The 24,786-nt window shown below is 76.3% G+C and carries 26 protein-coding genes; 11 read left to right on the forward strand and 15 right to left on the reverse strand.

Annotated features, from left to right (window positions below; genetic code table 11):
* The first annotated feature begins 39 nt into the window (after positions 1–39).
* Positions 40–957, forward strand: coding sequence for an NADP-dependent oxidoreductase (locus MUK52_RS28140; RefSeq protein WP_114058761.1), 918 nt, complete (start codon positions 40–42; stop codon positions 955–957).
* Positions 958–1,055: 98 nt separating this feature from the next.
* On the opposite strand, the gene MUK52_RS28145 is transcribed toward MUK52_RS28140, so the two are convergent.
* Both MUK52_RS28145 and MUK52_RS28150 read right to left on the reverse strand, forming a co-directional pair.
* Entirely contained in the window at positions 1,056–4,043 is a 2,988-nt protein-coding gene (locus MUK52_RS28145; protein WP_284581127.1) for a poly(A) polymerase, read from the reverse strand.
* The gene (locus MUK52_RS28150) at positions 4,030–5,853 is read right to left on the reverse strand and encodes an RNA ligase family protein (protein ID WP_284581129.1); all 1,824 of its coding nucleotides are present in this window, start codon (positions 5,851–5,853) and stop codon (positions 4,030–4,032) included. The genes MUK52_RS28145 and MUK52_RS28150 overlap by 14 nt, the downstream gene beginning before the upstream one ends.
* Positions 5,854–6,014: 161 nt before the next feature.
* Between MUK52_RS28150 and MUK52_RS28155 the strand changes: the two genes are divergently transcribed.
* Positions 6,015–6,227 (forward strand): hypothetical protein, encoded by a 213-nt coding sequence (locus MUK52_RS28155; RefSeq protein WP_284581131.1) that lies wholly within the window; start codon positions 6,015–6,017, stop codon positions 6,225–6,227.
* Positions 6,228–6,336: 109 nt separating this feature from the next.
* Here the strand turns inward: MUK52_RS28155 and MUK52_RS28160 are convergent, their stop codons facing one another.
* From MUK52_RS28160 to MUK52_RS28170, 3 genes are all read right to left on the reverse strand, one after another.
* Complete coding sequence (locus MUK52_RS28160; protein ID WP_284581133.1) at positions 6,337–6,876, reverse strand: nucleotidyltransferase domain-containing protein; 540 nt, start codon at positions 6,874–6,876, stop codon at positions 6,337–6,339.
* A 64-nt stretch (positions 6,877–6,940) separates the two neighbouring features.
* Positions 6,941–7,372: a hypothetical protein gene (locus tag MUK52_RS28165; RefSeq protein ID WP_284581135.1), complete on the reverse strand. Its 432-nt coding sequence runs from the start codon at positions 7,370–7,372 to the stop codon at positions 6,941–6,943.
* 128 nt (positions 7,373–7,500) lie between these two features.
* Positions 7,501–8,724: a DUF418 domain-containing protein gene (locus MUK52_RS28170; RefSeq protein ID WP_114056336.1), complete on the reverse strand. Its 1,224-nt coding sequence runs from the start codon at positions 8,722–8,724 to the stop codon at positions 7,501–7,503.
* A gap of 245 nt (positions 8,725–8,969) precedes the next feature.
* On the opposite strand from MUK52_RS28170, the gene MUK52_RS28175 reads away from it, so the two are divergent.
* The 3 genes from MUK52_RS28175 (at position 8,970) to MUK52_RS28185 (ending at position 11,291) form a co-directional block, all read left to right on the forward strand.
* The gene (locus tag MUK52_RS28175; protein ID WP_284581137.1) at positions 8,970–9,500 is read left to right on the forward strand and encodes an SRPBCC family protein; all 531 of its coding nucleotides are present in this window, start codon (positions 8,970–8,972) and stop codon (positions 9,498–9,500) included.
* Positions 9,501–9,598: 98 nt separating this feature from the next.
* Entirely contained in the window at positions 9,599–10,153 is a 555-nt protein-coding gene (locus MUK52_RS28180) for a hypothetical protein (RefSeq protein WP_284581140.1), read from the forward strand.
* 190 nt (positions 10,154–10,343) lie between these two features.
* Positions 10,344–11,291 (forward strand): class I SAM-dependent methyltransferase, encoded by a 948-nt coding sequence (locus tag MUK52_RS28185; protein WP_284581142.1) that lies wholly within the window; start codon positions 10,344–10,346, stop codon positions 11,289–11,291.
* A gap of 63 nt (positions 11,292–11,354) precedes the next feature.
* Here MUK52_RS28185 and MUK52_RS28190 read toward each other — a convergent pair whose 3' ends face one another.
* Positions 11,355–12,731: a DEAD/DEAH box helicase gene (locus MUK52_RS28190; protein ID WP_246042840.1), complete on the reverse strand. Its 1,377-nt coding sequence runs from the start codon at positions 12,729–12,731 to the stop codon at positions 11,355–11,357.
* Between the two features lie 300 nt (positions 12,732–13,031).
* Between MUK52_RS28190 and MUK52_RS28195 the strand changes: the two genes are divergently transcribed.
* Positions 13,032–13,400 carry an HGxxPAAW family protein gene (locus MUK52_RS28195; protein ID WP_284581145.1) on the forward strand — a complete coding sequence of 123 codons (369 nt, stop codon included), beginning with the start codon at positions 13,032–13,034 and terminating at the stop codon, positions 13,398–13,400.
* 159 nt (positions 13,401–13,559) lie between these two features.
* Entirely contained in the window at positions 13,560–13,766 is a 207-nt protein-coding gene (locus tag MUK52_RS28200) for a cold-shock protein (RefSeq protein WP_114056329.1), read from the forward strand.
* 106 nt (positions 13,767–13,872) lie between these two features.
* Here MUK52_RS28200 and MUK52_RS28205 read toward each other — a convergent pair whose 3' ends face one another.
* From MUK52_RS28205 to MUK52_RS28215, 3 genes are all read right to left on the reverse strand, one after another.
* A complete protein-coding gene (locus MUK52_RS28205) occupies positions 13,873–14,124 on the reverse strand; it encodes a ferredoxin (protein WP_114056328.1) in 252 nt (83 codons plus the stop codon).
* Positions 14,121–15,308 (reverse strand): cytochrome P450, encoded by a 1,188-nt coding sequence (locus MUK52_RS28210; RefSeq protein ID WP_114056327.1) that lies wholly within the window; start codon positions 15,306–15,308, stop codon positions 14,121–14,123. The genes MUK52_RS28205 and MUK52_RS28210 overlap by 4 nt, the downstream gene beginning before the upstream one ends.
* 146 nt (positions 15,309–15,454) lie before the next feature.
* Positions 15,455–15,802 carry a thioredoxin family protein gene (locus MUK52_RS28215; RefSeq protein ID WP_114056326.1) on the reverse strand — a complete coding sequence of 116 codons (348 nt, stop codon included), beginning with the start codon at positions 15,800–15,802 and terminating at the stop codon, positions 15,455–15,457.
* Positions 15,803–15,850: 48 nt separating this feature from the next.
* Between MUK52_RS28215 and MUK52_RS28220 the strand changes: the two genes are divergently transcribed.
* Positions 15,851–16,120 carry a hypothetical protein gene (locus MUK52_RS28220; protein ID WP_114056325.1) on the forward strand — a complete coding sequence of 90 codons (270 nt, stop codon included), beginning with the start codon at positions 15,851–15,853 and terminating at the stop codon, positions 16,118–16,120.
* A 44-nt stretch (positions 16,121–16,164) separates the two neighbouring features.
* Here MUK52_RS28220 and MUK52_RS28225 read toward each other — a convergent pair whose 3' ends face one another.
* The 4 genes from MUK52_RS28225 to MUK52_RS28240 all read right to left on the reverse strand — a co-directional run bounded on the left by MUK52_RS28225 (position 16,165) and on the right by MUK52_RS28240 (position 20,860).
* A complete protein-coding gene (locus MUK52_RS28225) occupies positions 16,165–16,542 on the reverse strand; it encodes a DoxX family protein (protein WP_114056324.1) in 378 nt (125 codons plus the stop codon).
* A gap of 218 nt (positions 16,543–16,760) precedes the next feature.
* Complete coding sequence (locus MUK52_RS28230; RefSeq protein ID WP_284581151.1) at positions 16,761–18,245, reverse strand: condensation domain-containing protein; 1,485 nt, start codon at positions 18,243–18,245, stop codon at positions 16,761–16,763.
* A 114-nt stretch (positions 18,246–18,359) separates the two neighbouring features.
* Positions 18,360–19,928 (reverse strand): hypothetical protein, encoded by a 1,569-nt coding sequence (locus MUK52_RS28235; RefSeq protein ID WP_284581154.1) that lies wholly within the window; start codon positions 19,926–19,928, stop codon positions 18,360–18,362.
* Positions 19,925–20,860, reverse strand: a complete 936-nt coding sequence (locus tag MUK52_RS28240) for a LysR family transcriptional regulator (protein ID WP_114056321.1) — start codon at positions 20,858–20,860, stop codon at positions 19,925–19,927. The genes MUK52_RS28235 and MUK52_RS28240 overlap by 4 nt, the downstream gene beginning before the upstream one ends.
* A 72-nt stretch (positions 20,861–20,932) precedes the next feature.
* Here MUK52_RS28240 and MUK52_RS28245 point away from each other — a divergent pair, with 72 nt between their 5' ends.
* Positions 20,933–21,805, forward strand: a complete 873-nt coding sequence (locus MUK52_RS28245) for an NAD-dependent epimerase/dehydratase family protein (protein ID WP_284581157.1) — start codon at positions 20,933–20,935, stop codon at positions 21,803–21,805.
* Here MUK52_RS28245 and MUK52_RS28250 read toward each other — a convergent pair.
* Positions 21,763–22,242: a hypothetical protein gene (locus tag MUK52_RS28250; RefSeq protein ID WP_162793259.1), complete on the reverse strand. Its 480-nt coding sequence runs from the start codon at positions 22,240–22,242 to the stop codon at positions 21,763–21,765. The two genes, MUK52_RS28245 and MUK52_RS28250, sit on opposite strands and share 43 nt — an antisense overlap.
* A gap of 143 nt (positions 22,243–22,385) precedes the next feature.
* Here MUK52_RS28250 and MUK52_RS28255 point away from each other — a divergent pair, with 143 nt between their 5' ends.
* Complete coding sequence (locus MUK52_RS28255; RefSeq protein ID WP_284581159.1) at positions 22,386–23,459, forward strand: DUF2330 domain-containing protein; 1,074 nt, start codon at positions 22,386–22,388, stop codon at positions 23,457–23,459.
* Between the two features lie 44 nt (positions 23,460–23,503).
* Positions 23,504–23,863, forward strand: a complete 360-nt coding sequence (locus MUK52_RS28260; protein WP_284581163.1) for a hypothetical protein — start codon at positions 23,504–23,506, stop codon at positions 23,861–23,863.
* 25 nt (positions 23,864–23,888) lie between these two features.
* Here the strand turns inward: MUK52_RS28260 and MUK52_RS28265 are convergent, their stop codons facing one another.
* A complete protein-coding gene (locus MUK52_RS28265) occupies positions 23,889–24,758 on the reverse strand; it encodes a DMT family transporter (RefSeq protein WP_114056316.1) in 870 nt (289 codons plus the stop codon).
* Positions 24,759–24,786: the final 28 nt, after the last annotated feature.

The raw sequence follows: 24,786 nt of genomic DNA on the forward strand, positions 1-24,786 counted from the left end.
ACACCCACACGAGAGGTCGGTGCGATGTCCGAGGACACCATGCGGGCGATGGCGTACGACGAGTACGGCGGGACGGAGGTGCTCCGCGAGACCCGCCTGCCCATGCCGAAGGTGGCGCCGGGGGAGGTCCTCGTCAAGGTCCGGTGCGCCGCGGTCAACCCCGTCGACTGGAAGATCATGGCGGGCGGCCTCGACGGGCTGATGGACGTCCTCTTCCCCGTGGTCCCCGGCTGGGACGTCTCGGGAACCGTCGAGCGGCTCGGCATCGACGTCCCCGAGTTCGCCGTCGGCGACGAGGTGATGGCGTACGCGCGCAAGGACTACGTCCACGGCGGCACCTTCGCCGAGTACGTGAGCGTCCCCGCGCGCGCCCTCGCCCGCAAGCCGGCCTCCCTCGGCTGGCGCGAGGCAGCCGGCCTGCCGCTGGCCGGCCTCACCGCCTACCAGCTGCTCACCCGCCTGGACACCGGCGAGGGCGACACGGTCCTCGTCCACGGCGCGGCAGGCGGCGTCGGCAGCTTCGGCGTACAGATCGCCCGGGCGCTCGGAGCCCGCGTCATCGGCACGGCCTCCCCGCGCAACCACGACCGCCTGCGCGAACTGGGCTGCGAGCCGGTGCAGTACGGCGAGGGCCTGGTCGACCGGGTCCGGGCACTCGCCCCGGACGGGGTGTCCGTCGTGGCGGACTTCGTCGGCGGCGTCCTCGACGTCACCCAGGCCGTCCTCGCGCCGGACGGCCGCCACGCATCGATCGCCGACCCCAGTGTCCTCGGCGCGGACGGCCAGTGGATGTGGGTCCGCCCCGTCGGCAGCGACCTCACCGAACTCGCCAAGCTCGCCGACAGCGGCCGGCTGAAGGTCACGGTCGCCGAAACCTTTCCCCTCGCCGATGCCGCAGCGGCCTTCGCCCTCAACCAGGAAGGCCACACGGCAGGCAAGATCATCATCGAACCCTGACCCGGCGGCAGCCCGCCCTGCGGGGGGAGCCCCGGCCACGGCGGCGGAAACCGGAGGCCGCCTCCGCCGCCGCGAACTCCCGACCGCCTGCCCCCGCCCTACCCCACCGTCGGGATGTCCCCTCCCTCCGCCCACTCCACACTCACGCCCGGCAGGGCCGCGCACCACCGGGAGGCCGCCTCCTCAAGGCGGGCCCGGTCCGGCGGGGCGGCCCCGAGCCCGACGGCGTACCGCACCACACCGCCCGAGGAGTCGAGAGGCCGCGGCCAGGCATGCACGCCTGCGCCCCCGCCGCCGCCGATGTCCTCCAGTGCCCCCACCAGAGCCCGCATCCGCCCCCGCGCCCTCCCCAGCGCCTCCTCGCACTCCCGCGGCGTGCCACCCCGTACGGTGACGACGGCCCACGCCGCGTGCCGGCGGTGCAGCGCCGGCACCGCGCACAGCTCCGCCACACCGGCCGGGTCGGCCTCGAGCAGCTCCCAGGCCCGGTACAGCTCCTGCGTCAGCAGGTCCCGCATCCCGGGCCCCACCTGCGCGGTGCAACTCCGCACCGGCTCAGACGGGGTGAGTACCGCGACGGCGCCCCCGCCCCCGCCGGGCACGGCCGACGGCCCCGCGCCGCCTGCCCCGGTCAACGCGACGGGCTCACGCCAGTCCCAGGCGGCCCAGGCCGCGAAGAACGCACGCAGCAGGGACGCGCCGCGCAACTCCGGGGCCTCCCGCACCGTGCGCGCAGCCATCACCGCCCAGGCCACCCCCGGCACCCCGCCGAACGGAGCCGAATCCACCCCGCGAGCCCCGGCCCAGGCCTTCACCTGCCGCGCCAGCTCGGCGAACGCCGCCTGCCGCTCCGGCCCGCCCTCGGCAGCGGCGGCGCACACGGCTTCCGCATCCGACACCGCGCTCAGTGCGACCGCCGCCGCCTCGCCCAGCTCCGCCCGGCGCGCCACGGCCTCCTCGGGCCGGATCCCGCCGGTGCCGACGACGACCACGTCCACGTCCAACCCGTCGACGTGCAGCCGCAGCCCGGGCACGCGCGCACCCGTCACGACCCGCAGCCGCCGCGCCCCGGGGAGCGCCTCGGCGACGCGCTCCCGCACGGCTTCGATGTCGGGGGCGCCGGGCAGGGCCGCGACGAGGTCCAGGTCCGCTCCGGGCAGGGCGCAGCCCGTGCGGCGGGATCCGACGAGGTGCACGACGCCGCCCGCGAGCGCTCCGGCGACGCGGTCGGCGACACGTCCGGCAACGGAGGCGTCGCCCTCGACGCCGTCCCGCCGCTGCGGCTCCCCGTCCCGCGCGGCCCCGGGTTCCGGCAGCCAGCGCACCCTCCCCGTTCCCAACTGCACCGTGGCCCGTACCCGCATCGGCTCGTCGCCGCGCCGCGAGAGTACGGCCAGCTCCTCCACCCGGGCGTCGCGGCCGGCCCCGGGTCCGCCCAGCCGGGCGGTGAACTCCGCCAGTGCCCGCTGCGGGTCGGCGCTGCGCCCCAGCGTCAGGTGCGGTGTGAACCCCCCGCCGCGCCCCCGGCACGCGGGGAACCGGGCGGTGAGGGCCTGCCGCAGCTCCTGCCAGGGGGCTTCGCCCGCCGCGGCCGGGTCCAGCCACAGCGCGGCGTCGTCGCGGTGCCCGAAGTCGTACACGCCCGCCATCCGCACCGGGAACGGTGCGGTCGCGGCGGCGGCTTCGGCGAGCAGGGGCACGGCCTCCTCGAAGGAGGCCTCGGGGACGAACCCGAACAGCAGGTTCACATGCGCGGGCCAGCGTCCGAAGGCGGGATCGTGCTCGCGCCGCAGCGCCTTGACGGCGGGATCGTACGGCGGCAGCCAGGCGACGGCAGTCCGCGAGGTCGGCGCGCCCGCGCGGGCGCCCGAGCCCTCGACGCCCACCGCGCCACCGCCACCGGCACCGGCACCGCCACCGACCCTGCCCCTGACCCCGACCTCGACATCGACCTCGACCCCGTAGTGATCGGAAGGGAACAGGCCGCCCCCCTCCGGGACATCACCCCGCAAGGCAGCCCGCCGCACCCGGGCCGCGTCCGAGCGCAGCAGGACGCGGTCGAGCCGGGCGGCGCGTCCGCTCAGGGAGCCGACGGCCGCCAGCGGGTTGGCGCTCGGGTCGAACGTGGGGGTGTCGTCCGACGCCCCGTGCACCTCGCTCCAGGCGTCCCACATCCCCAGGACCGCCGCGGGCCCGTCCGCCCCGCCCCGCCCGTCGTTGAAGTCCCCGACCAGCGCCACGTGGGCATCGACACCGCCGAGTCCCTCGGCGACACGGGCCAGTTCCTCGGCCCGCCGCGCGGCCCCGTCCTGCGTGTGGTCGCTCGTCAGGTGGACGCAGGCCACGACCAGCGGCCCCGCCGCGGTCCGCACCGTCACCGCGGAGACCGCCTTGTGCGGGCCGAGGCGGTGCAGCCCGGCCTCCGCCACGGGCAGCCGGCTCAGCACCAGCAGGCCGAAGTCGGAGACGTCCCGGCCGTCGGGGGCGGCCGACACCGTGTACGCGCGGCGCACCCACGGCTGCTCCAGCAGCATGTCGAGCAGGGCCGGCTCCACTTCCTGCAGCGCGATGACGTCCGCGTCGGCGGCCTCCAGCTCGGCACAGAGCAGCGGCCTGCGGCGGGCCGTGTCGATGCGCGGCGCGTCGTAGCGGTCCCACAGCGTGTTCCAGGTCAGCAGCCGCACCGAAACGGGGGAAGCGGCCGACGCAGTCGGCCGACGCACCGCACCGGCCCCGGCCTCCTCGGCGGCCCGCCAAGCCCCGCCCGCGGCGCCGGGGCGGGCCGGATCCCACACGTACGGGGTCCGGGCGGCGAAGGCGGGGGCGCGCAGCAGGCGCGGGTCGCGGACCCGCCCGGCGGTGGTGGAGTCGATCCGGTCCGTGCCGGTGGCGCGGTCCCAGACGAGTTCGCCGTCCGCCTCGACGAACAGCACCCGGTGCCAGGGGATGTCGCCGCCGGGCACGAACGAGGGCAGCGGGACCCGCTTGGGCGGTGCCCCGCGCTGGTGCAGGCCCATCACGAACCGCGCCGGGTCGAACCGGGGGTCCCACCGGACCTGGTGGTAGAGCTGCTCACTGGTCCGCATCGGCGCGATCCCTCCCGATACGCTGTCCCACTCGGTTCCCCGGGCCCGGGCCCGGGCCCGGGGCCGGGGCCGCACACCCCGCGGCGTCCTCGACGTCCCCGCCGGCCCCGAGGTAGCGGATGCGGTGCCCCTGCCCGTCGCCGGGGTAGGGCGGGCTGAACCGGTGCAGTTGCGAGGCCAGGACCCGCGGCGGCACCGGATGCTCGCGTGCACCGTTGCGGCGGACGAGCTCCGCCTCCTCCACCAGGGGCACGACATGGGTGACGAGGGCGTCGCGCCGCCGGGCGACCGCCGCGGTCAGCCCCCGCTGCTGCCCGGTCAGGGACGTGGCGTCCCAGACCACCGTGCCGCCTGCCGCGAGCGCCGCGTCGAGCCGGTCCAGGCCCTCGCGCAGGATGCCGGCGTTGTCCCGCTGGTCCGCGCGGTTGCCGCGGGCGGCCCGCAGGTCGTCCAGGGCGATGTACGCGTCGATCCCCGGCAGGCTCCGGGCGTACGTGCTCTTCCCGCTCCCCGCGGGCCCGCACAGCTGCACCAGCCGCGGGAAGCGGCCGTCCCGCCACCGCCAGGTCGCGGCAACGGCCTCCTCGGCAGTGGAGATCCGGCCCTGCGCGAACAACTGCAGCGCCTCGGCCCGGCACCGGTCGGCGGCGTCCGGATCCAGCCCGGCGAGGGCGTCCCGCAGCCCGTTCCGCAGGGGCCGCAGCGGCTCGGGTCCCAGCAGCCCCTCCTCCTGCGCGTACAGGGCGGACCACTCCACGCACTCCGAGGCTTCGGCAACGGCAACACGGTCACCGCCCGCCCCGACGGCCGCAGCGAGCGCATGCAGCACCCCGAGATCGGCAGCCGCGGCCATGCGCACCAGCCCGGCCCGCCGCTCCTCGTCCGGGAACGCCCGCCGGAGGCGCGGGCTCAGGCCGACGAGGTCCGCGACGCGCCGAGCGGCCCGCATGCCGACCGGCCCCGCCGCGAGCCGCGCCCCGACCGCGGTCCGAGGCATCCGGTGGAGCAGCGCGGCCAGCACCCCCGCGAGGCGGGTGTCACCGGTCCGGCCGGCCGCGTCGAGCCGGCCCGCGACCTCGGCCACGACGGAGGGCACCGCCGTACCGCCGACGGCCTCGGCACCGACGCCGACGGCGGCCGCCAGCGCAACCGGATCGGGCTCCGCACCGGACCGGACCTCCCACAGCGCTGCCTGCGGCCCGAGCCCGTTGGGCACGACCGGTGCGTACATCCAGTGCGCGTCAGTGGTGACGTGCCCGCGCCGCACCCACTTCCCGACGCACCGCCCGAAGTCCTCCCGCGGAAAGCCGGCCGCGGTGCGCACGACGTACCCCTCCTGCCGCGCGGTGTCGAGGCGCAGCCTGCGCAGAGCCCGCTCGTCGAAGACGCCGCGCCACAGCACGCGCGGGACGGGCACGCCGAGTCCGTGCAGGAAGCGCACGCTCTCGTCCCAGCCCAGGCAGTGGTCGCCGTCCCACACCGAGAACCCGTAGAACCAGCTGTCCAGGTCCTCGTACGCCAGTGAATGCCGGGCGTACAGGTTCTCGCCGCAGATGCGCCATCCCGCCGGGATGCCGGCGCCGATCCTGCTGTGCAGGCCCTTCACCCAGGCGCGCGAGGGGTGGTGGGCGGAGTCGAGGGAGCGGGCGTGCAGGCCGTCCGCGTAAAGGGTGGTGTTCTCCCCGTCGAGCTTCTCGGTGACGACCACCTCCCTCCCGGCGAACCATTCCGCCCCGGTGGCCCGTACGTCGTCCGCGGTCGCTCCCGGTGACCAAGGGAGGTGGGGGGTCCGGGGATAGGGGGTGCGCATGGCGGACTCTCGGCTTCGGCGACGGGCGTCCGGTCACTGTACGGACCGGCGTGCACGGGCCTCCACCGATTAACCCGGCCCCTCGGCACGCCCCTCACACCCGTCCGGCGGCCGCGGCCGCGCCGGCGAGCGGACCCCGAACGAGCCGGCACACTGCCGCCATGGCCGCAGCGAAGACCGTCGACGATGACCCGGCAGCCCTCCCGGAGGAAGCCCGTCCCGTCCTGCAGGACGTACGCCGCACCCTGCGCGCAGCCGTCCCCGGCGCGGGCGAGGCGGTCTCCTGCGGTATCCCGGCGCTCACCTCGGGAGGCCGGGCGGTGGTGTACTTCGCGGGCTGGAAGCACCACAGCAGCGCCGGACACAGCCGGTGACACGGCACTGGAGGCCGAACTGACCCCGTACCGCACGGGCCGAGGCACCCTGTGGTTCCCCCTGCACCGCCCGGTGCCGCCCCCACTCCTGACACGCGTGGCCGCCCTGCTAGTGGAGGGTGCCCCGCGCGCGCAGAGCCGATTCCAGCCGGGTGATGTCCTCGGCGTCTTTCATGCGCCGGGGCCGTCCGGGAACCCAGACCGGTGTCATGTGCTTGATCGTGATCTGAGCGCGGGGACTGATGAGGGGGCACTGCACTGCCCCGATACGGCCGGGAGCGGCGTCGAGCATGCCCTCCGGCCAAGGTTCTCCGGCCCAGGGGCCGCCGGCCACCACAACGCGCCCCGAACGGTCCTCGTCCAAGAGAGCGAAGCTGCTCTCGACGCCCTGCTTGCGGAAATCGAGCTGTTGCTCGGCAGGCGGCCCGGGCAGCGGCTCGTACCCGGAACGGAGCAGGCCGTCGGCCAGAGCCGGAGCGTCCTCCGCCCACGCGAACCAGTCGATGTCCTCGTGGTCACGCGTGACTTCGCCGATGAAGAAGTCCATGGCCCAACCCCCGCGGAGCCGCACCTCCACCCCGAGGGCCTTGGCGATCTCCACCGTCTCACCGATCAGCCGGAGCTGCCGACCACTGCGCTCTTCGTCCATGGCCGAGCAGGGTAGGCGAGGATCCCGGCCGCGGCAGCAGGATTCCCCGCTGCCGCAGCACCGGCTAACCGCAGAGGGCGACGATGGAGGGGGAGACCGTGCCCTTGGCGGCTTTGCAGAGCGAGGCCATGTCGTACGGGTGGCGGGGCTGCGGGCGTGCGGGCTGCTTCCGGCGCTTGGCCGGGGCCGCCGGTTCGGCGCGCGGCGGCTTCCGGACCCCGGCCGGCGTGCGGTCGGCCTGGCGGCGCTGCTTGCGCGGCGCGGGGGCCGTCTGCGGGGCGGAGGAGGCGGCCGGCGCCGACGTCGGCTCGGTGACCGTGCGACCCCCGGCCGGCAGCGGGCTCAACGGCAGTGCCACGGAGGCCTCCCGGCCGGCCGCCGGTGCGGAAGGCTCCGCCGGCGCAGGTCCTTCCGGCCGTACGGTCACGCAGCCCGTGGCCAGCACCAGGGCGGCGAGGGTCAACGGCAGGGGCCGTGCGGCCCGGCGCAACTCCATGGGCCCAGCGTGCCCTAGCTGCCCCGACCTGATCCATGCGCCATCACGCGTACGGGTGGTCCGGAAGCCGACGCCCCGGCGCACCGGGGCGCGCATGCGCCCCGCGGGCACGCAGGACGCCCACGGCCTCAGCCCGCGCGCCCCTGGCTGGCCACTCGCAGGACGTGTTCCAGCGGGCCGCGGCGCAGGGGGCTGCCGGCCCAGGCGTGCTGCCAGCCCCAGGCCGCCGCCATCGACACCGCGGCGAACACGCCGAGCGCGGTCCAGGACGCCGCTCCGTGCGCCGGTCCGGCCAGGACCAGGGCGTGGCCGACGTACGCGCTCAGCGCCATCGCCCCGAGCGCGGCGAGCGGCGCCAGCAGCCGTACGCCCGCCCGGTTCTGCGCCGCGAGCACGAAGAGGCCGATGAGGGCGCAGCCCACGCCCGCGTTGCCGAGGGTCTCCAGCGGCGTCTGGCTGTACGGGTCGGCGACGAGCAGCCAGTCCCAGGAGGTGCTGGGTATGGCGCCGAACTGGCCGTCCAGTACGGCGCGTACGGGGTCGGCGGCGCCCGCGGCCTCCGGGTGGCGGGCGGCTATCACCGCGAGGAGCCGGTCGCGGCCGCCGAGCAGGTGCGCGATGAGCCAGGCGGTGCCGTACCCGGCGGCGGCCGCGGCCGCGCCCCAGCCTGCCAGCCGCAGCGCGCTGCGGCGCTCCCGCAGGTCGCACAGCCGGCCGGCGGCGAGCCCGACCAGCACGTACGGGAAGTAGGTGGCCAGCGGGTAGGCGCCGGTCAGCAGCAGCTCGCACAGGGTCCGGCCCAGCCCCTCCCAGCTGGTCAGCCCGGCCGGCTCGGGGACCGCGCCGCGCCCGGACTGCCCGTACCCGAACACGGGCCCGAGGGCGAACGACAGGACGGGCCCGGCGACGACCGACGCCCCTGCGACGGCGGTGAGCACCGGCGTGGACAGCCGGGTGAACGGCTCCGCGGCGAGGAAGTACACGGCGAAGAAGGTCAGGATGACCAGGAACCCCGGCCACAGCGCGGCCAGGAGCAGCCCGAGGGCGGCCAGCACCGCGCAGCGGATCAGCAGCGGCCGGTGGCGCCGGAGCGGTCCGCCTGCCGGTGCAGGTGACGGCCGGCTGCCGCGCCCGGCGAGGGCCAGAGAGAACCCGGCGAGGAGCGTGAACAGGGCGGGGGCCCGCCCGTCCGCGGCGACGACCAGGTAGCCGGCCCCGTCGGGCTGCGCCCCGGGGCCGACGTGTACGGCGAACATGCCGAGTACGGCGAGTCCGCGCACGGCGTCCACCCCGGTGAGGCGGCCCGCGCCTGCGCCGCCCGCGCCCGTGCGGGGACGGGTAGCGCCTCGCATGCCTGTGCCTCTCCTCGGTCCGGCCGGTCCGGTCGGGCCGGTTCCACGTGGTCGGACCGGCGGGTTTCATGCCGCCAGTCCGCGCGCCAGAACGTAGCAGCAGGGATGTAACCAAGTCATAAGGAGACACGGTCGGCAGTGCGGCCCCGCCGATCGCCGTCCCGGCCGCCTCCCCGGCCGCCGTTCCGGGTCCCACGGGCGGGCCAATCCGGCCGCCGCGGAGGGCCGTCCCGCAGCATGGGGGCATGACCGACAGCGCGATCACGTACACCGTCTACATCCGGACCGACCCCGCCGTCGTCTGGCAGGCCCTCACCGACCCCGGGTACACCCGCCGGTACTGGGGCCTGGCGTTCGAGACGGACTGGGCGGTGGGTTCGCCGATGGTGTGGGTGGAGCGCGGGGCGCGGACCGAGGACGCCGGGCAGGTCGTCCTGGAGTGCGTCCCGGACCGCCGGCTCGCCTACACCTGGCACACCTTCACTCCCGAGTGGGCGGCGTCGGCGGGGGTCGGGGAGGAGCTGCGGGCCGAGCTGGCCGCCCAGCCGCGGACGCGGGTGGCGTACGAGATCGAGCCGGTCGGGGACGCCCTGGCGCGGCTGACGATCCGCCACGAGGGCTTCGTCCCCGACGGCCCGCTGATCGGGATGTGCGGCGAGGCCTGGCCGATGCTGGCGTCGAGCCTGAAGACGCTGCTGGAGACGGGCGCCCCGCTGCCCGAGCCCGAGCCCGAGCCCGGGCCGGAGCCGGGCGGTCGGGCACCGACCGCCGGCTGACCGCCGGAACCGTCCCCGTCCCGTCCACCTCCGCGTCCACGCACTGCGCGCCCACCCTGGGCGCCGCCCGTCCGGGGCCGTCGTGTGGAATGGGACCCATGGGGAGCACCGATGAGCCGATACCCGCGCCGGCGCCGGAGGGGACGGCACCGCCCGAGCACTGGCGTTACGCCCGCCACCTCGACGCCCTGGCCGCGGCGGCCGCGGCCGGCACCCCCGCGGCCGGCACCCCCGCGGCAGGGAGCCGCGCGGAGGCCGAGGCGGAGGCGTGCGCTGTCGCGGCGGTGCTGCGCGACCCCGACCCCGTGATGGCGGAGAGCGCGGTGGTGACGCACCTGGACCGGCGGGCCGTCCGCCTGCTGCACTCCGACGGCTTCGCCGACTGGGCGGCGGCCATGTCCGCCGCCGTCGCCGGGCGCGCGTTCGCCGCGGGCCGGCTGCGCGAGTGGGTTCTGCTGAAGGCCGTCGTCCGCGGCGAGCCCTGGTCGGCCGAGGAGCTGGCGCGGGCCTCGGACTGGTGCCAGCGCACTGCCGTCCGCTCGCCCGTCCCCCCGGAGGCCCTCGTGCTGCTCGCCGGGGCGGCCCGCACGCGCCTGGTCCGCAACGGCGCGGCGCAGCGCCTGCGCCGCGCGACCGCGACCGCGACCGCCTGACACCGCCGGTCCGCACCGCAGGCCCCCGGTGCGGACCGGGACGAAGGCGGCATCGCGGGAGCGCCTGCGGACCGAGATTCCACCAGTGTGCACAAGGACTCGTCATCCGGCCGCCCGCAGGCTTATGGTCTGCCTACCCCCGGCCGGGTATCAGCGTCGATCCAAGCCGTTCCCCTGGAGGCTGCACTCCGTGTCGCACGTTTCGCATGCTCCCGTCACCACCCCCGACGGAGAGCCGGCCATCCCCGCTCCGACTGCGTACGAGCAGGTCGAGGGGTGGTTCTCGGACTACGACCAGGCCATCTTCGACTGGTTCCTGACCCACCAGGAGGAGAGCGGGGCCGAGCCGGGCGACCTGCTCGAACTGGGTGCGTTCATGGGCAAGAGCGCGATCTTCCTCGGGAGGTACCTGCGGGACGGCGAGGAGTTCACCGTCTGCGACCTCTTCGACTCGCCCGCGCCGGACGAGTCGAACCTGGCGGAGACGAAGGGCTCGTACCCCACCCTCACGCGCCGCGGCTTCGAGGTGAACTACCTGGCCTTCCACGAGCGGCTGCCGACCGTCATCCAGGCGCCGACGTTCGTGGTGGCCGACCGGGTCCGGCCGGCGAGCTGCCGGTTCGTCCACATCGACGCCTCCCACCTGTACGAGCACGTCGTGCAGGACATCGCCTCCTCCAAGGCCGTCGCCGCGCCGGGCGCGGTGGTCGCCTTCGACGACTACCGCTCCGAGCACTGCCCCGGCGTGGCCGCCGCCGTGTGGGCGGCGGTGGCCACCGAGGGGCTGCGGCTGATCTGCGTCTCCGGGGCGAAGCTGTACGCCACCTGGGACGACCCCGAGCCGTACCGGAGGGGCCTCCTCGACTGGCTGGACGGCCGCCCCGATCTGTGGCACGGCATCGACGACGTGGCCGGGCAGCAGCTGGTGCGCATCGGCGACCACGGCGCCGTCCCGCCCGAGCCGCCGAAGCCGCTGCACCCGGCTCCGGAGCCTGCGCCTGAGCCCGTCGCGCCCCCGAAGCCGGTGGCGAGGCCCCGGCCGGGAGCCGCCTGGCGGAAGCTGGCCAAGGACCTGCTGCCGCCGGTCGTCACCCGCGCGATCGTCACCGCCCGCCGCCGGCGCCGCGAGCGCCGCTGACGGCCGCGGCCCGGTACGCCGGCCCCTCCGGCGGGGGCCGGCCCGGCCCCCGTGCCGTCCCGCTCAGTGCCCTCGGCGGACGCGGGCCGCGCGCCGGGCTTCGGCGAGGGCCTTGGCCTCGGCGGTCTTGCGGGACTCCTTGCCGCGGCCGGCCTTGCCCGACCGGCTGCCCATGCCGCGGAAGCCGAGGTCCGAGCCGGACGGCCGGCCCTTGGCGTCGGTCGGCGAGGCGCCCGACAGCGGCACCCCGGAGGGGGCCTTGGCCCCGGTGATCCGGCTGAGCGCGGCCTCGCCGGAGCGGACCTGCGTGGTCGTGGGCCGGATCCGGGCCTCGGCCATGAGCCGGACCACGTCCCGCCGCTGGTTCGGGGTGGCGAGCGTGACGACCCTGCCGGAGCCGCCCGCCCGGGCGGTGCGTCCGCCCCGGTGCAGGTAGTCCTTGTGGTCGGCGGGCGGGTCCACGTTCACGACGAGGTCGAGGTCGTCGATGTGGATGCCCCGGGCGGCGACGTTCGTGGCGACGAGGACCGTCACTGTCCCCTCCTTGAACTGCGCGAGCGTCCGGGTCCGCTGCGGCTGCGACTTGCCGCTGTGCAGGCCCTCCGCGCGCACGCCCATGGCCCGCAGGTGCTTCACGAACTGGTCCACGCCGTGCTTGGTGTCCAGGAACATCAGCACGCGGCCCTCGCGGGCGGCGATCTCGGTCGCCGCGGAGTACTTGTCGGCGGCCTGGATGTGCAGGACGTGGTGGTCCATGGTCGTCACGGTCGCCGCGGACGGGTCGACGGAGAGCGGGACAGGGTCCTTCAGGTAGGCGCGCACCAGCTGGTCGACGTTGCGGTCGAGGGTCGCCGAGAAGAGCATGCGCTGCCCGTCGGGGCGGACCTGGTCGAGGAGTTCGGTGACCTGCGGCAGGAAGCCCATGTCGCACATCTGGTCGGCCTCGTCGAGCACCGCGGTCCGGACCCGCTCCAGGGAGACGTCGCGCCGGCCCACCAGGTCGTTCAGGCGGCCGGGGGTGGCGACGACGACCTCGGTGCCGCGGCGCAGCTCGCCGACCTGCCGGCCGATCGACAGGCCGCCGACGACGGCGGTCATGCGCAGGTCCAGCGCCGCGGCGTGCGGGGCGAGCGCCTCGGTGACCTGCTGCGCGAGCTCGCGCGTCGGTACGAGGACCAGCGCGAGCGGCCGCTTCGGCTCCGCCTTGCGGCCGGCGGTCCGGGCCAGCACGGCCAGGCCGAAGGCGAGCGTCTTGCCGGAGCCGGTGCGGGCCCGGCCGAGGACGTCCCGGCCGGCGAGGGCGTTGGGCAGGGCGGCGGCCTGGATGGGGAACGGCTCGGCCACCCCGGCCTCGGCCAGCGTCCCGAGCAGCTCGCGCGGCAGGTCCAGCTCCTCGAACGACGCCACCGGCGGCAGTGCGGGCACGGCCGGCTCGGGCATGGCGAACTCGCCCGCGGGCACGACGCTCCGGGGTGCCTTGCCGCCCTTGCCGGCGGTGCTCCTCGGGGCCGCCTTCGCGGCGGGCCTGACGCCGAAACGCCCGTAGGGTGACGGGTTCTTCATGCAGAGCCTTCCTCGGGGCGCGAAAAGGGAGATTTTACCATCGGGGCCTGTGCGCCCCGGGGGGCGCCCGCCGCGGCGGCGGCCAGGGCCGCGGCCCCGCCGGAACGCAGGCGGTCCAGGTGCTCCCGGGCTCTCGCGAGGTGAAACTTCCTGTTCGGAAGCCTACTGGGAGAACGCATGAGCGCGCACGGGCACGTGGACATGGGGCACACCGTGGCCGGCTGGACCGGAACCGCCCTGGCGGTCCTCGGCAGTGCCGTCGCCGGCACCGGACTGTGCCTCTCCTCGGAGCCGGTCCTCTGGCTGGGCCTCGCGGTCGTCGCGGCGGCCGGGCTTGCCACCTGGCTGCTGCACCTGGCCGGCTGGGGCAAGCCGAGCGGCCCCCGGCCCGAATCCGCATGGGACTGGCGGGTCCGCGACACCGCGGCGCGCGGCGGCCACACGGACTGCCTGGGCTGCCGCATGAGCGGAGGCCGCCGCGCCGCGGCCGCGGCCGGCCGCCCCCGCCGCGCGGCGCCGGCCCCCGCCCCGGACACCGGCGTCTGAACAGCCGGCGTGCCCGCGCGTCCCGCCGCGGGCGGCCTGGTGTTCGATCCGTCCCCGGTTGGCTGCACCCGGAGTGTGGCGGGCGGGACACAAGGGAAGGATCGTGACGACTGCACCGTTTGTGCGGTCCGCGTGGCACGTTGAGAAGGATCAGCACCAATGGCAACAGGCATCGTGAAGTGGTTCAACGCGGAGAAGGGGTTCGGCTTCATCACGCAGGACGCGGGCGGCCCCGACGTCTTCGTCCACTTCTCCGCGATCCAGTCCTCCGGGTACCGGTCGCTGGAGGAGAACCAGAAGGTCGAATACGACGTGGTCCAGGGCCCCAAGGGCCCCCAGGCGGAGAACGTCGTTCCCCACTCCTGACCCGGACACCACTCCACGCATTCGCGAGACGTCCGGCAGCGGGCCCCGCCGGCAGGCATCCGGCGGGGCCCGCGACCGTCCGCCCCAGGGCCGGCGGCCCTGCGGCTCAGCCGCCCGTCCGCAGCGAGACCGCCGAGACGGGGCAGGCGCGGACGGCCTCCCGCAGCAGGGCGCTGCCGTGGCCGTCCTCCCGCCCCGGCAGCACCTGCCCGAAGCCGTCGTCGTCCTGCGTGAACACCTCGGGCGCGGTCAGGGCGCACTGGCCGGCGCCGATGCAGACACCGCGGTCGACGGCGACGGCGACGGCGCCGGCCGCGCCGCCGCCGGTGCGCCGCTCGCGCGGCGCGTCGCCGCTCACCACGCCACCGGCAGTTCGACCATGCCCTGGAGGGTGTCGCCCGGCTTGAACGGGATGCGGTCCGGGTCGGCCGCCAGCCGCAGCCCGGGCAGCCGAGCGAACAGGGTGCCCAGGGCGATCTCCATCTCGGCCCGCGCCAGGTTCTGCCCCAGGCACTGGTGCACGCCGAAGCCGAAGCCGAGGTGGTGGCGGGCCGGACGGTGCCAGTCGAGGACGTCCGGCCGCTCGAAGACGGCCTCGTCCCGGTTGATGACGGACGTGGAGAAGACGACCCCGTCATCGGCGCGGACCGTCACACCGCCCACCTCGATGTCCTCGGTGGCCACCCGCAGCATGCCGTCCGCGATCGACAGGAACCGCATCAGCTCCTCCACCGCGGCCGGGAGCAGCGAGGGGTCCTCCCGCAGCTCCGCCAGCTGCTCCGGGTGCCGCAGCAGGGTGAACGTCCCCAGCGAGATCATGTTCGCCGTGGTCTCGTGGCCCGCGATCAGCAGGATCGCCGCCAGCGACACCAGCTCGCCGACGTCCGTCCCGCCCGCCTCCACGTGCCGGCCGACCAGCTCGTCGAGGAGGCCCTCGCCGGGCTCGGACCGCTTCCGCTCGATCAGCTCCGCCAGGTAGGCGTTGATGCGGGTGCGGGCGTCCTCGACGTCGGCCATCTCCGGGCCGCGCAGCAGCCGGCGCGACTGCTCCTCGAAGAACTCGTGGTCCTCGTACGGGACCCCCAGCACGTCGCAGATCACCATCGACGGCACCGGCAGGGCGAACGCGCCGACCAGCTCCGCCCGCGGGCCGCGCGCCACCATGTCGTCGAGCAGCCGGTCCACCGTCTCCTGGATCCGGGGCCGCAGGGCCGCGGTCCGCTTCAGGGTGAAGCTCGGGATCAGCATCCGGCGCTGCGCGTTGTGCTCCGGGTCGTCCACACCGAGCAGGGCGGTGCGGCGGTCGCGCAGGCCCGCGAAACGCGGGGTGGGGGCGGGGAAGGCCGCGTTCTGCCGGTCGGAGGACAGACGGGCGTCGGCGAGCAGGGCGCGTGCCTCGGCGTGCCCGGTGACGATCCACACGGAGCGGCCGTCGAAGAGGCTCACCCGGGACAGGGGGCGCCCCGCGCGCAGGGGTTCGTAGGCGGTCGGCGGGTGGTAGGGGCAGGTCCGGTTCTGCGGGAAGACAACGGTCTCTGACATGCAGCACCTCGTCGGCGTGGTCCGGGGCTCCGTCGTGTGAACCCATTACATGCCCTGGGCATCTATCCGACCCATACCCGTTTCGGCCAGATGGCCGCCGCGTCCGCACGGGCGCCCGACCCTGCCGCGCCCTGCGGACGCGGGCCTCAGGGCGCGCCGAGGTGCTCCCGCAGGAACGCCCGGAACTCCTCCGGCGCCGCCGGGCCCTCGTACCGCGCCGCCTCCCGCCCGTCGCGCAGGATGAGCGCGGTCGGCGCGGAGGTGACGCCGAACCGACGGGTGGGGCCGGGGCAGCGGGCCATGTCGGCGCGCACCGCCGTCAGGCGCGGCCCGTACTCCGCGGCTGCTTCGGCCGCGAGCGCGTCCATCTCGCGGCTCGCCGCGAGCGCCTTGGGCCAGCTCCCGACGAAACACGCCAGCACCGGCCCCTCGGCCATCCGCAGGACGAACGCGAACTCCTCGTCCTCGGCCGGCCGGTGTACGCGATGTGCCATGGCGGTGCTCCTGCTCGGTTGTCAGTGGCGTCTGTGAAGCTGGCGGGTATGGACGACAGGATGCTCCGGCGCCGGGTCTACGGCGCCGACCACGAAGACCCCGACCCCGGCGCGCAGCCCGGCCGCCAGTACGGCGAACTGGTCGGCGGGCCCCTCGACGGGCTCCTGCTCGACATCACGGGATGGAGCGCGCGCCGCCTCGCCGAGGAGGCGGCGCTGCCCACGGAGATAGGCCGCTACGGTCCGGGCGGCCGCGCCCACTACCGCCGGCGGGCCCATGACCCGGCGCGCTGGGACTGGTCGGGCGACAGCCGCTGAGCGTGCCCCGGGCCGGGCCCGGCGGCCCCCGGACCGGCAGCACCTCAGCGGGAGGCCGCCCCGCGGCTGACGCTGCGCGCCCACAGCACGAGCGGCACCTGCAGCGGCAGCCGGCCGAACGCCACGGCCCGGTGGGCGGGCGAGCGGCGGCGCGCGTCGGCGGCCATCTGCACGTTCGCGGGGAAGACCCCGACGAAGAGCGCCGCCGCGGCCAGTCCGGCGACCCGGCGGGTCCGCGGATGGGCGATCCCCGCCGCCACCGCCAGCTCCGCCGCGCCGCTCGCGTACGTCCACAGCCGCGGGCTGCCCGGCAGCGCCCGCGGGACGATCGCGTCGAACGGCTTCGGTGCGACGGCGTGCGCCACCCCCATCGCGGCCAGGAAGCCGGCGAGGAGCGCGGGGGAGGAAGGGGTGCGCGGCACGGGAGCGGTCCTTTCGCCGGAAGCAGGGGACCCCGGCATCGTACTGGCCGGTAGCCTCGCGCGGCAGTCCGCGCGGCGGCGGATCCGCCGCCGAGGGCCCGTAGGGGCGTGCGGGCGCCCCGGTCGCGGCGCCGGGAGGCCCGTACCGGCTTCCCTCGGGCCGCCCCGCCCGACCCGCGCGTGCCGCGGACGGTACCCCGCCGCCCTGCCTGCGCGCCTCAGCCGCGGGCGGCGTACCCGTATCCGCTGACCCCGAGCGCCGCCCCGACCGGCCCCCGGGGGGCAGCCAGCCCGATCGGGCGGCCGAAGGAGCCGTGGCGTGCGATCTCCGTGACCGTCCGCCGCAGCGCCTCCTGGAACGCGGCCATGGTGTGGCGTGCCGCCGGGGTGTCCACGTAGATCGAGTTCATGTGGAGCCCTTCCGCGTCGCGCTGGAACCAGGAGCACACACCGTTCGCACGCGCCGACCAGACGTGCGACGCGGGCCGCCAGTCGGCGTGCCGCTCGGCGCCGGGGCACTTGCGCATGTCGATGTACGAGAAGAAGTTCACCGGGTACGGCCACGACCGGGCCGCGAACTCCGCCGGCGCCAGCAGCTCCCAGGCCCGGACGAACGGCACGTCGATGTGGTCCATCATCGCGCCGAACCCCGCCCGCACCCCCGCCACGACCTCCGCGAAACCCCGCCCCGGCGAGGCGTCGAACTCGATCGGCATCGTGTTCACGAACCAGCCCACCGACTGCGACCAGCCCGACCGCCCGCGCTCGCTCACCGGCATGAACCCCCGGTACACGCCGGGCCCCCCGGCATCCCGCAGGCACACGGCCACCGCCGCCAGCACCCCCATGAAGGCCTTCCCGCCGGCCTCCCGGCACGCCTTGTCGAAGACCTCCGTCTCGGCGGCGTCCAGCAGCGGCGACGCCTCGTTGACGATGGGGTACATCAGGCCCGGCTCCACGCCCAGTTCGAGGGGGAACCGGGGGAAGAACTCGCCTCCGCCGCGGGCGATGAAGTCCTTCCAGTAGCCGAGCCGCGCGTCGCCCGCGCCGAAGGACAGGTAGCGGCGGCGCTGCTCCTCCGCGAAGTCCAGGTAGCTGGGCGCCGGCTGCTCGTCCGGCTGCTCGCCGCGGCGCAGCGCCTCGTACGCGTCCTGCACCTCCTGCACCACGATCGGCATGGACAGGCCGTCGCACACGATGTGGTCGAAGGCGAGGTAGACGGTCGCCGATCCGGGGCGCAGGACCGCGCCCATCGTGAACAGCGGCCAGGCCAGGGTGTCGATGCTCCGCTGGAACCGCTCGGACAGGAAGCCGACCAGCTCCGGGGCCGAGTCGAAGAACGCGACGGGGTGCACGGCGAGGGCGAGTTCGGCCGGCGGGATCGGCTCGCACGCCAACTCGCCGGCCAGGCGCCGGAACTCGCACCGCAGCACCTCGTGCCGCCGGACGAACGCGAGGAGGGCCCGCGTCATCGCCTCCTCGTCGAGGTCCTCGGAGACCTCGAAGGTGACCGCCAGCCAGGAGGCGACGGGGTCGTCGGCGCCGCGGCTCTCCTCCGCGACGGTGAAGTGCTTGTCCTGGTTGAAGGACGCCCTCCTGCCCTCTGTCTCAGCGGCCGGCTCCGGCCCTGCCGTGGACCGCAACCGCCATTCGACGACCCGGCCCGGTGCCATGCCGTGCATCTCCAGAGGAAACTGCCGCATTCCGTCATCCCTTCGCCCCCCAGAGTCAACCCCTTGGCGCTAACGACACCCGGGCTGCGGAAGTGACGGGGCGGCGGCGGCCGCAGTGCCGACGGCAGCGGACCGGCCCGGCCCTCAGCCCGGCGCCCGCCCGCCCGGCCCGGCACGCTCGGCCTCCGCGACCAGCCGCTCCACCGCCGCCACCGGGAGCGCCGGATGGCCGACCGCCGCCCACGCCACCTCCGCGCATGGATGGTCCAGCAGCCGCACCACCACGGCCGCGGGCAGCGCGGGGTGGGCGGCGGCGTCCTTGCAGGCCCGCGCGTCCTCCAGGCACACCAGCAGCGCCGCTGGCGTCGCGTTCGGGTGGACGGCGATCGCGCGGAGCGCCCGCCGCACCGGCGGATCGCGCCGGGCCAACTCCTCCAGCAGGTCCGCGGGGGCGCCGGGGTTCGCGGCGACCCGCGCGCAGACCTGCCCCCCATGCCGCGCCACCATCGCGCGCAACTGCTCTCCGGACAGGCCCGGGTGCGGGGCCGCGGCCCTGGCCACCGCGGCGTCCGCGTCGTCGGCCAGGGCGTCCCGCAGCGGGGCGGGCAGGTCGTGCCGCTCGGCGATCAGCATGCGCACCGCCGCCGGCGACGAGGCGGCCGCACGGGCGAGGTCCTCCGGGTCCGCGGCGGCGACGGACGGCAGCAGGACCGGGCCGATGCGCACCGCCGACGCCGCCTCGGCCAGTACGTCGAGCGGCAGCCGGGGGTGGCGGGCCAACGCGCGCAGCACGTCGGGGTCGTCGCGGCGAGCCGCCAGGGTGCGGATCAGGGGTTCCCGAATCGCCGGGTTCTCGGCGACCGCGCGGCGGACCGCGACGGCCGGGTCCGCGCCGAGGCGCGCGTACACCTCCTGAGGCAGGTCGGCCCGTTCGGCGAGCGCCCACCGGACCAGGACGGACGGGTGGCCGGCCATGCCCTCTGCGACCGAGGCCAGCGTCGCCGGATTGCGGGCGGCGCGCTCCAGGGTGTCGTGTACGGCGGACTCGTGCGCCCCGGAGCAGCGGGCCCGGGCGGGCGGTTCGTACGGGGCGGGTGCCTCCCCGCGGCCGCATACGGGGCAGGACCGCGCCGGCGGGAGCCCCTCGCCGGTGACGAGCGCGGTGAGCACCTCAGGCGGGGTGGCCCCGTTCAGCGCGGCGGCCGACCGGACCTCCGCGTCCGGGTGCGAGGCGAGCCGGGCGGCAAGCGCCGGGTCCGCCGTCCACAGTGCGATCTCGGCGGCGACGCCCGGGTCCGGGTCGGCGGCCAGCGCCTGCGCCACGTCCGGCGGGAGCCCCGGGCAGGACGCCAGCCGCCACCGGATCTCGCGGTCGGGGGAAGCCGCGAGCAGCCGGGCCCACCCGGGCCGACCGGAGCCCTCGTCCAGCAGGGCCAGCGCCGCCTGCGGCCGGGCGGCCGGATCCACGTCGGCGGGGGAGAGCAGTCCGGAACGGGCGAGTACGACGGCGGTGTCCGGGTCGGCCGCGGCGAGGGCGCGCGCCCGCTCCGCGCCGAGGTCGCTGCGGTCGCAGAGCGTCCAGGCCAGCTGCCACACGGCAGCGCGGTCGTCGCCCGGCCTCCCTCCGGTGACGGCGATTGCCACCAACCGGTCGAGGAGGCCGGAGGGGATGTCCTCCCGGGCCGCGATGCCGGGGAGCAGGCGGCGGCTCATCCCGCGGCCTCCGCGGGCCGCGCGGCGTCCGCGGCCGGTCTTGCCGCGGCCGGTTCTGCCGCCGTGCGCAGGGCGGCAGCCAGGGCCTGCGCGTACGGCTGTGCCCGGCGCCGGACCGGGCCGAGCAGGCCGATGTGCCGGGGCGGGACGGGCGGTTCGACCCGTACGGCGGTGCATCCGGCGGGCGGGGCCAGGCACACCTGCGGGACCAGCGCGACGCCCACCCCGGCGCCGACGAGCGTCTGGGCGAAGAAGTAGTCCGTGGTGGAGGCCGCCACCCGCAGCTCGAACCCGGCCTGCGCCGCGTACCGGCGCAGGAAGGCCTCCGTCCGCAGGCAGCCCAGCACCCAGCGGGCGCCGCCGAGTTCGTCGGGGCCGAGGGCGTCCCGCCCGGCCAGCGGATGCGCGGGCGGCAGCACCAGCCACAGCGGGTCGTCCAGCAGCGGCGTCCAGGCGACACCCGGCGGCAGGGGCAGCGGGCCGTCGAAGGCGTACGCCACCGCGAGGTCGGCCCGGCCGCCGCGGACCATCGCGAGTGCGGCTTCCGGTTCGGCCTCCAGCACCGTCAGCTCGACCTCCGGGTGCGCGGCCACGAACCCGGGGAGCGCCCGCGGAAGGAGGTGTCGGCCGCCGCTGGTGAAGGTGGCGAGCGTCAGCCGCTGCCGCACCGCGGCCAGCCGGTCGATGGCATGCCGGACCTGGTCGAGCTCGGCGGAGATCGCCTCGGCCGCCTCCACCAGCAGCCGCCCGGCCTCGGTCAGCGTCACGCCGCGCGGGCTGCGCACCGCCACCGGGTGGCCGACGCTCCGCTCCAGGGCGGCGACGTGCTGGGACACGGCCGACGGGGTCAGCAGCAGGGCCGCGGCCGCCCGGTTGAAGCTGCCGTGCTCGGCGACCGCCCGCAGGACACGCAACCGGTGCACATCGAGCATGCAGTTTTCCTTACGGGATGATCAGCGGATCGTCGGTTCTCCGGCGGACCCTATCCCGGCAGAGTCGGGGCCATGAAGCGGATTCTCGTCATCGGCGGCAGCCGGTACTTCGGAAAGCACCTGGTCCACGGCCTGCTGGAAGCCGGCCACCAGGTCTTCGTCCTCAACCGCGGCTCCACCGCCCCGCCGCCCGGCGCCCTCCACCTCGTCGCCGACCGCGACGACGCGCCCGGCCTTGCCGCGGCACTCGGCCCGCACACCTTCGACGCCGTCGTCGACCAGGTCTGCTACACGCCCCGCCAGGCGGCCGTCGCCCGCCGCGTGTTCGCCGGGCGGACCGCCCGGTACGTCATGACCTCCACGATGGAGGTGTACGACCCGGCACCCCCCACCGCCGAGGCCCGCGCCTACGCCGACGGCAAGCGGCGCGCCGAAGCCGTCCTCGCCCGCCCGGCACCCGGCGGGACGGCGGCGCCCTTCGCCTTCGCCGCGGTCCGCACCGCGCACGTCCTCGGCGGCGGCCGCGAGGAGTTCACCGGGCGGCTCGCCCACTACGTCGAGCGGATCGGCGCCGGCGAACCCGTCGCCGTGCACGGCGCCCCGTACGCCACCTCGTTCGTCCACCACCGCGAGATCGCCCGCTTCCTGCACTGGGCGGCGGAGCAGGAGTTCACCGGAGCGGTGGACGCCGCCTCCCACGGCTCCCTCGACGTCCTCGGCCTGTGCGACGCGGTCGCCGCCCGGGTGGGACGCTCCGCCCGCCTCCGGGTGGTGGCGCCCGGGGAGCCGGCATCACCGTTCTCCTACGACCGCGCCTACGTCCTCGACAACAGCCGCGCGGCCGCCCTCGGCTTCCCCTTCGAGCGGGTCGCGGACTGGCTTCCGCAAGCCGTCGCCGAGGCTCAGGCTGCCATGCCGAGCAGTTCCAGTACGCCGTCCGCGTAGGCCGCCGACACGGAGCCGGGCCGGTCCACCGCCTCGCTCCGCAGCGAGTCCGCGGCACGCCGCACGAACGCGGCGCACTGCCCGTACAGGCCCGCCTCGTACGCCGACCCGTCGTCCTCCGCGCCCAGCAGCACCAGCAGCGTCCACAGCAGCGCCTCGCGGGTTGCCTGCCGGGGCGGGCCGGCCGACCACACCGCCATCAGCACCCCGCACACCGCGGGGGCCGGCGGCCGCAGCACGCCCGCCAGGAAGGCGTGCCCTTCGAGCGCGCGGAACGCGGAGGGGTGCCCCTCGGCGGCGTTCCACAGGGTGTCCACCAGATGCCCGGCGCCGCGGCCGCACCCGCAGCCGACGGAATCCCAGTCATGCCGGGAGATTTCGGCCACGACGGCGTCGGGCACCAGCGGGCTGCTGCGCGGGTTGTCCGTCCCTCTCATGGCAGCAGTATGGGGATGCCGTCGGACAGCCGGACAGGGGACCCCCGCAGACCGGAACACGCGGCACCGGCCCACACGGCCGCCGGGTCCCGGCCGGCGGCCGGAACCGGAGCACCGGGGCCGTCGTCTGAGACCCCGTGTGGATGAAAAGCCGGATACCGGCCCTGCTCCTGGCCCTGCTCGCCACCCAGGCGGCCTCGCTGATCAGCCCCGCTTACGCGTGCGGCTGCGGGGCGATGATCCCGGACGGCGGCGCCCGCCTCGGCGTCGAGCGCGAGACGTCCGTGGTCCGCTGGGACGGCCGCACCGAGCAGATCGTGATGCGGTTCACCGTCGGCGGGGACGCGCGCCGCGCCGCCTGGATCATGCCGGTGCCGACACGGGCGTCGGTCGACCTCGCGGACGCCGAGGTCTTCACGCAGCTCTCCCGGCTGACCGCGCCCGAGCGCCGCACCCGGCACTACTTCCTGCCGCGCAGCGGGGACTGGCCGTTCGACTCCGTGGACGGCGCCGCCGCCGGCGCCGCGCCGGGAGCCGGCGCGCCGGCGGTCGGCGTCGTCGGCCGCGAACGCCTCGGCGCCTTCGACGTGGCCCGGCTGACCGCCACCGACCCCGCCGCCCTGCGCGGCTGGCTGGAGGCCAACGGCTTCTCCCTGCCCGACACGCTCACCACCGAGGTGAAGCCGTACGTCGACCAGGGCTGGGAGTACGTCGCCGTACGGCTCGCCCCGCAGGACGAGGGCAGGCCCCTCCGCGGCGACCTCGACCCGCTGCGGATCCGCTTCGACAGCGACCGCCTCGTCTACCCGATGCGGCTGTCGCGGATGGCCAGGACGCCGCAGTCGCTGGGCCTGTACGTCCTCGCGGACCACCGGATGGAACCGGCGTCGGCGATCGGCGGGGCCGAACCGGAGGTCACCTTCGCCGGGCGGATCACCCCGCAGCAGCCGCTCGCCTCCCTCACGGACGGCAAGGAGGCGTTCCTGACGGCGATCGAGCAGCGGTTCCCCCATCCGGCCCGGATCGACGGCGACCACGACCTGCGCGCCACCGCCGCCGACACCCCGTACCGCCGGGTGGTGTACCGCGACCGGATCCTGGAGATCGGCGGCGTCCCGGCCTGGCTGCCGGCCCTCGGCGCCGCCCTGGCCGCCACCGCGGCAGCCGCGGCGGCCTGGCTCCGCCGCCGCAACGCCCGAACCGCGCCCCCCGTGTAGGTGCCCGGGCCGTGCTCTAGCGGGGCTGCGGCGGGAGGGAGTACGTGCCGCCCGGCTTGAAGGGCGGGGGGCTCTCGGGCAGCGTCGGCAGCGGCGGGGTGGAGGGCCGCTCCGGCCTCGGCGGGGCGGACGGCTCCGCGGGAGCCGGGGTCGCGGGAGCCGTCGTGGCCGGCTCTGCGGGCGGCGGTGTCGGCCGGGGCGGGGCCGGGGACGGCGATGCCGGCGGCGTGGTGGCCGGGGCGGCGGGATCCGCCGGGGCGGCCGGGTCCGCCGGGTCGGCGGAGCAGGCCGCGGCCAGGAGGACGGCTGCCAGGACGGCGGCCGCCGCTCTTGCCGCCGCCTGGGTGCGGGAGTTCGGCGCCACCGGCCACCTCTGGGGTTCGTTCGAACGGATTGCGACGTGATCGTAGCCCAGGGACGCCGCGGGCATCAGGCCGTCGGGGGAGCGCCCTCCGCCGTCTCGGCGCGGGCCAGGGCCACGATGCCCGCGCAGACCAGCGCGACGCCGGCCAGCTGCGGCAGGACCCACCAGCCCGTCCGCAGGTGCTCGTCGTACAGGGCGACGCCCAGCACGATGCTGACCGTCGCGTCGCCCAGCGTCAGCGCCGGCTGCGAGGCCACCAGCGGGCCGCCCTGCATGGCGTGTTCGAGCAGCAGCAGCGCGCAGAGGCCGCTGAGGGCGAAGCCGTACGTCTGCCAGGCCGTCAGGAAGGCCGCCGCGCCGCCCTCGGCGAGCAGCGGCACCGAGTCCTTCATCAGGGCGGCCGTGAGGGCGTAGCAGACGGCGGTGGCGGCGCCCAGGCAGCCGGCCCGGGCCCGCCCCGGCGGCCTGCGCAGTCCGGCGAGCGCCAGCAGCAGCGCGGCCGCCGCGCATCCGGCGAGGGCGGGCAGCCACCGGTCGAGCGGGACGTGCGTACGGTTCTCCGACGGTGCGGCCGCGGCCAGCGCGAGGCCCAGCCCCCCGACGACCGCTGCGACGGCCCCCCACACCGCAGCGGGCAGGCGCTGCCGGACCAGCAGCGAGGCGATCAGCAGCGCGAGCGGCAGCTCCAGCACGAACAGCGGCTGTACGAGCACCAGCGCGCCGGTGGCCAGCGCCGCGGCCTGGCCCGCCCCGGCCAGGACCACCGCGAGGATCCCGGCGACCCACACGGGCCGCCGCAGCAGGTCCAGGACCAGCCCCGGCCGGAACCCCCGGCTCTGCGGCACGGTCAGGGCGGCCCGCCGCTGGAGCACGGTGGCCAGCGCGTTGCTGAGCGCCGCGAACAGCGCGAAGAGGACCGGCAGCAGGACGCCCATCCGCTGATCCTCACGCCGCCCCGGGCGG

It is taken from the genome of Streptomyces sp. 2P-4 (genome assembly GCF_030167965.1).
GTDB classification, from domain to species: Bacteria; Actinomycetota; Actinomycetes; order Streptomycetales; family Streptomycetaceae; genus Streptomyces; species Streptomyces globosus_A.

Bases quoted from the DNA above. Each gene is read 5' to 3' on its own strand.
- MUK52_RS28140 (WP_114058761.1), top strand. From the start codon at position 40: ATGCGGGCGATGGCGTACGACGAGTACGGCGGGACGGAGGTGCTCCGC.
- MUK52_RS28145 (WP_284581127.1), bottom strand. From the start codon at position 4,043: ATGCGGACCAGTGAGCAGCTCTACCACCAGGTCCGGTGGGACCCCCGG.
- MUK52_RS28150 (WP_284581129.1), bottom strand. From the start codon at position 5,853: ATGCGCACCCCCTATCCCCGGACCCCCCACCTCCCTTGGTCACCGGGA.
- MUK52_RS28155 (WP_284581131.1), top strand. From the start codon at position 6,015: ATGGCCGCAGCGAAGACCGTCGACGATGACCCGGCAGCCCTCCCGGAG.
- MUK52_RS28160 (WP_284581133.1), bottom strand. From the start codon at position 6,876: ATGGACGAAGAGCGCAGTGGTCGGCAGCTCCGGCTGATCGGTGAGACG.
- MUK52_RS28165 (WP_284581135.1), bottom strand. From the start codon at position 7,372: ATGGAGTTGCGCCGGGCCGCACGGCCCCTGCCGTTGACCCTCGCCGCC.
- MUK52_RS28170 (WP_114056336.1), bottom strand. From the start codon at position 8,724: ATGCGAGGCGCTACCCGTCCCCGCACGGGCGCGGGCGGCGCAGGCGCG.
- MUK52_RS28175 (WP_284581137.1), top strand. From the start codon at position 8,970: ATGACCGACAGCGCGATCACGTACACCGTCTACATCCGGACCGACCCC.
- MUK52_RS28180 (WP_284581140.1), top strand. From the start codon at position 9,599: ATGGGGAGCACCGATGAGCCGATACCCGCGCCGGCGCCGGAGGGGACG.
- MUK52_RS28190 (WP_246042840.1), bottom strand. From the start codon at position 12,731: ATGCCCGAGCCGGCCGTGCCCGCACTGCCGCCGGTGGCGTCGTTCGAG.
- MUK52_RS28195 (WP_284581145.1), top strand. From the start codon at position 13,032: ATGAGCGCGCACGGGCACGTGGACATGGGGCACACCGTGGCCGGCTGG.
- MUK52_RS28200 (WP_114056329.1), top strand. From the start codon at position 13,560: ATGGCAACAGGCATCGTGAAGTGGTTCAACGCGGAGAAGGGGTTCGGC.
- MUK52_RS28210 (WP_114056327.1), bottom strand. From the start codon at position 15,308: ATGTCAGAGACCGTTGTCTTCCCGCAGAACCGGACCTGCCCCTACCAC.
- MUK52_RS28215 (WP_114056326.1), bottom strand. From the start codon at position 15,802: ATGGCACATCGCGTACACCGGCCGGCCGAGGACGAGGAGTTCGCGTTC.
- MUK52_RS28220 (WP_114056325.1), top strand. From the start codon at position 15,851: ATGGACGACAGGATGCTCCGGCGCCGGGTCTACGGCGCCGACCACGAA.
- MUK52_RS28230 (WP_284581151.1), bottom strand. From the start codon at position 18,245: ATGCGGCAGTTTCCTCTGGAGATGCACGGCATGGCACCGGGCCGGGTC.
- MUK52_RS28235 (WP_284581154.1), bottom strand. From the start codon at position 19,928: ATGAGCCGCCGCCTGCTCCCCGGCATCGCGGCCCGGGAGGACATCCCC.
- MUK52_RS28240 (WP_114056321.1), bottom strand. From the start codon at position 20,860: ATGCTCGATGTGCACCGGTTGCGTGTCCTGCGGGCGGTCGCCGAGCAC.
- MUK52_RS28245 (WP_284581157.1), top strand. From the start codon at position 20,933: ATGAAGCGGATTCTCGTCATCGGCGGCAGCCGGTACTTCGGAAAGCAC.
- MUK52_RS28250 (WP_162793259.1), bottom strand. From the start codon at position 22,242: ATGAGAGGGACGGACAACCCGCGCAGCAGCCCGCTGGTGCCCGACGCC.
- MUK52_RS28255 (WP_284581159.1), top strand. From the start codon at position 22,386: ATGAAAAGCCGGATACCGGCCCTGCTCCTGGCCCTGCTCGCCACCCAG.
- MUK52_RS28265 (WP_114056316.1), bottom strand. From the start codon at position 24,758: ATGGGCGTCCTGCTGCCGGTCCTCTTCGCGCTGTTCGCGGCGCTCAGC.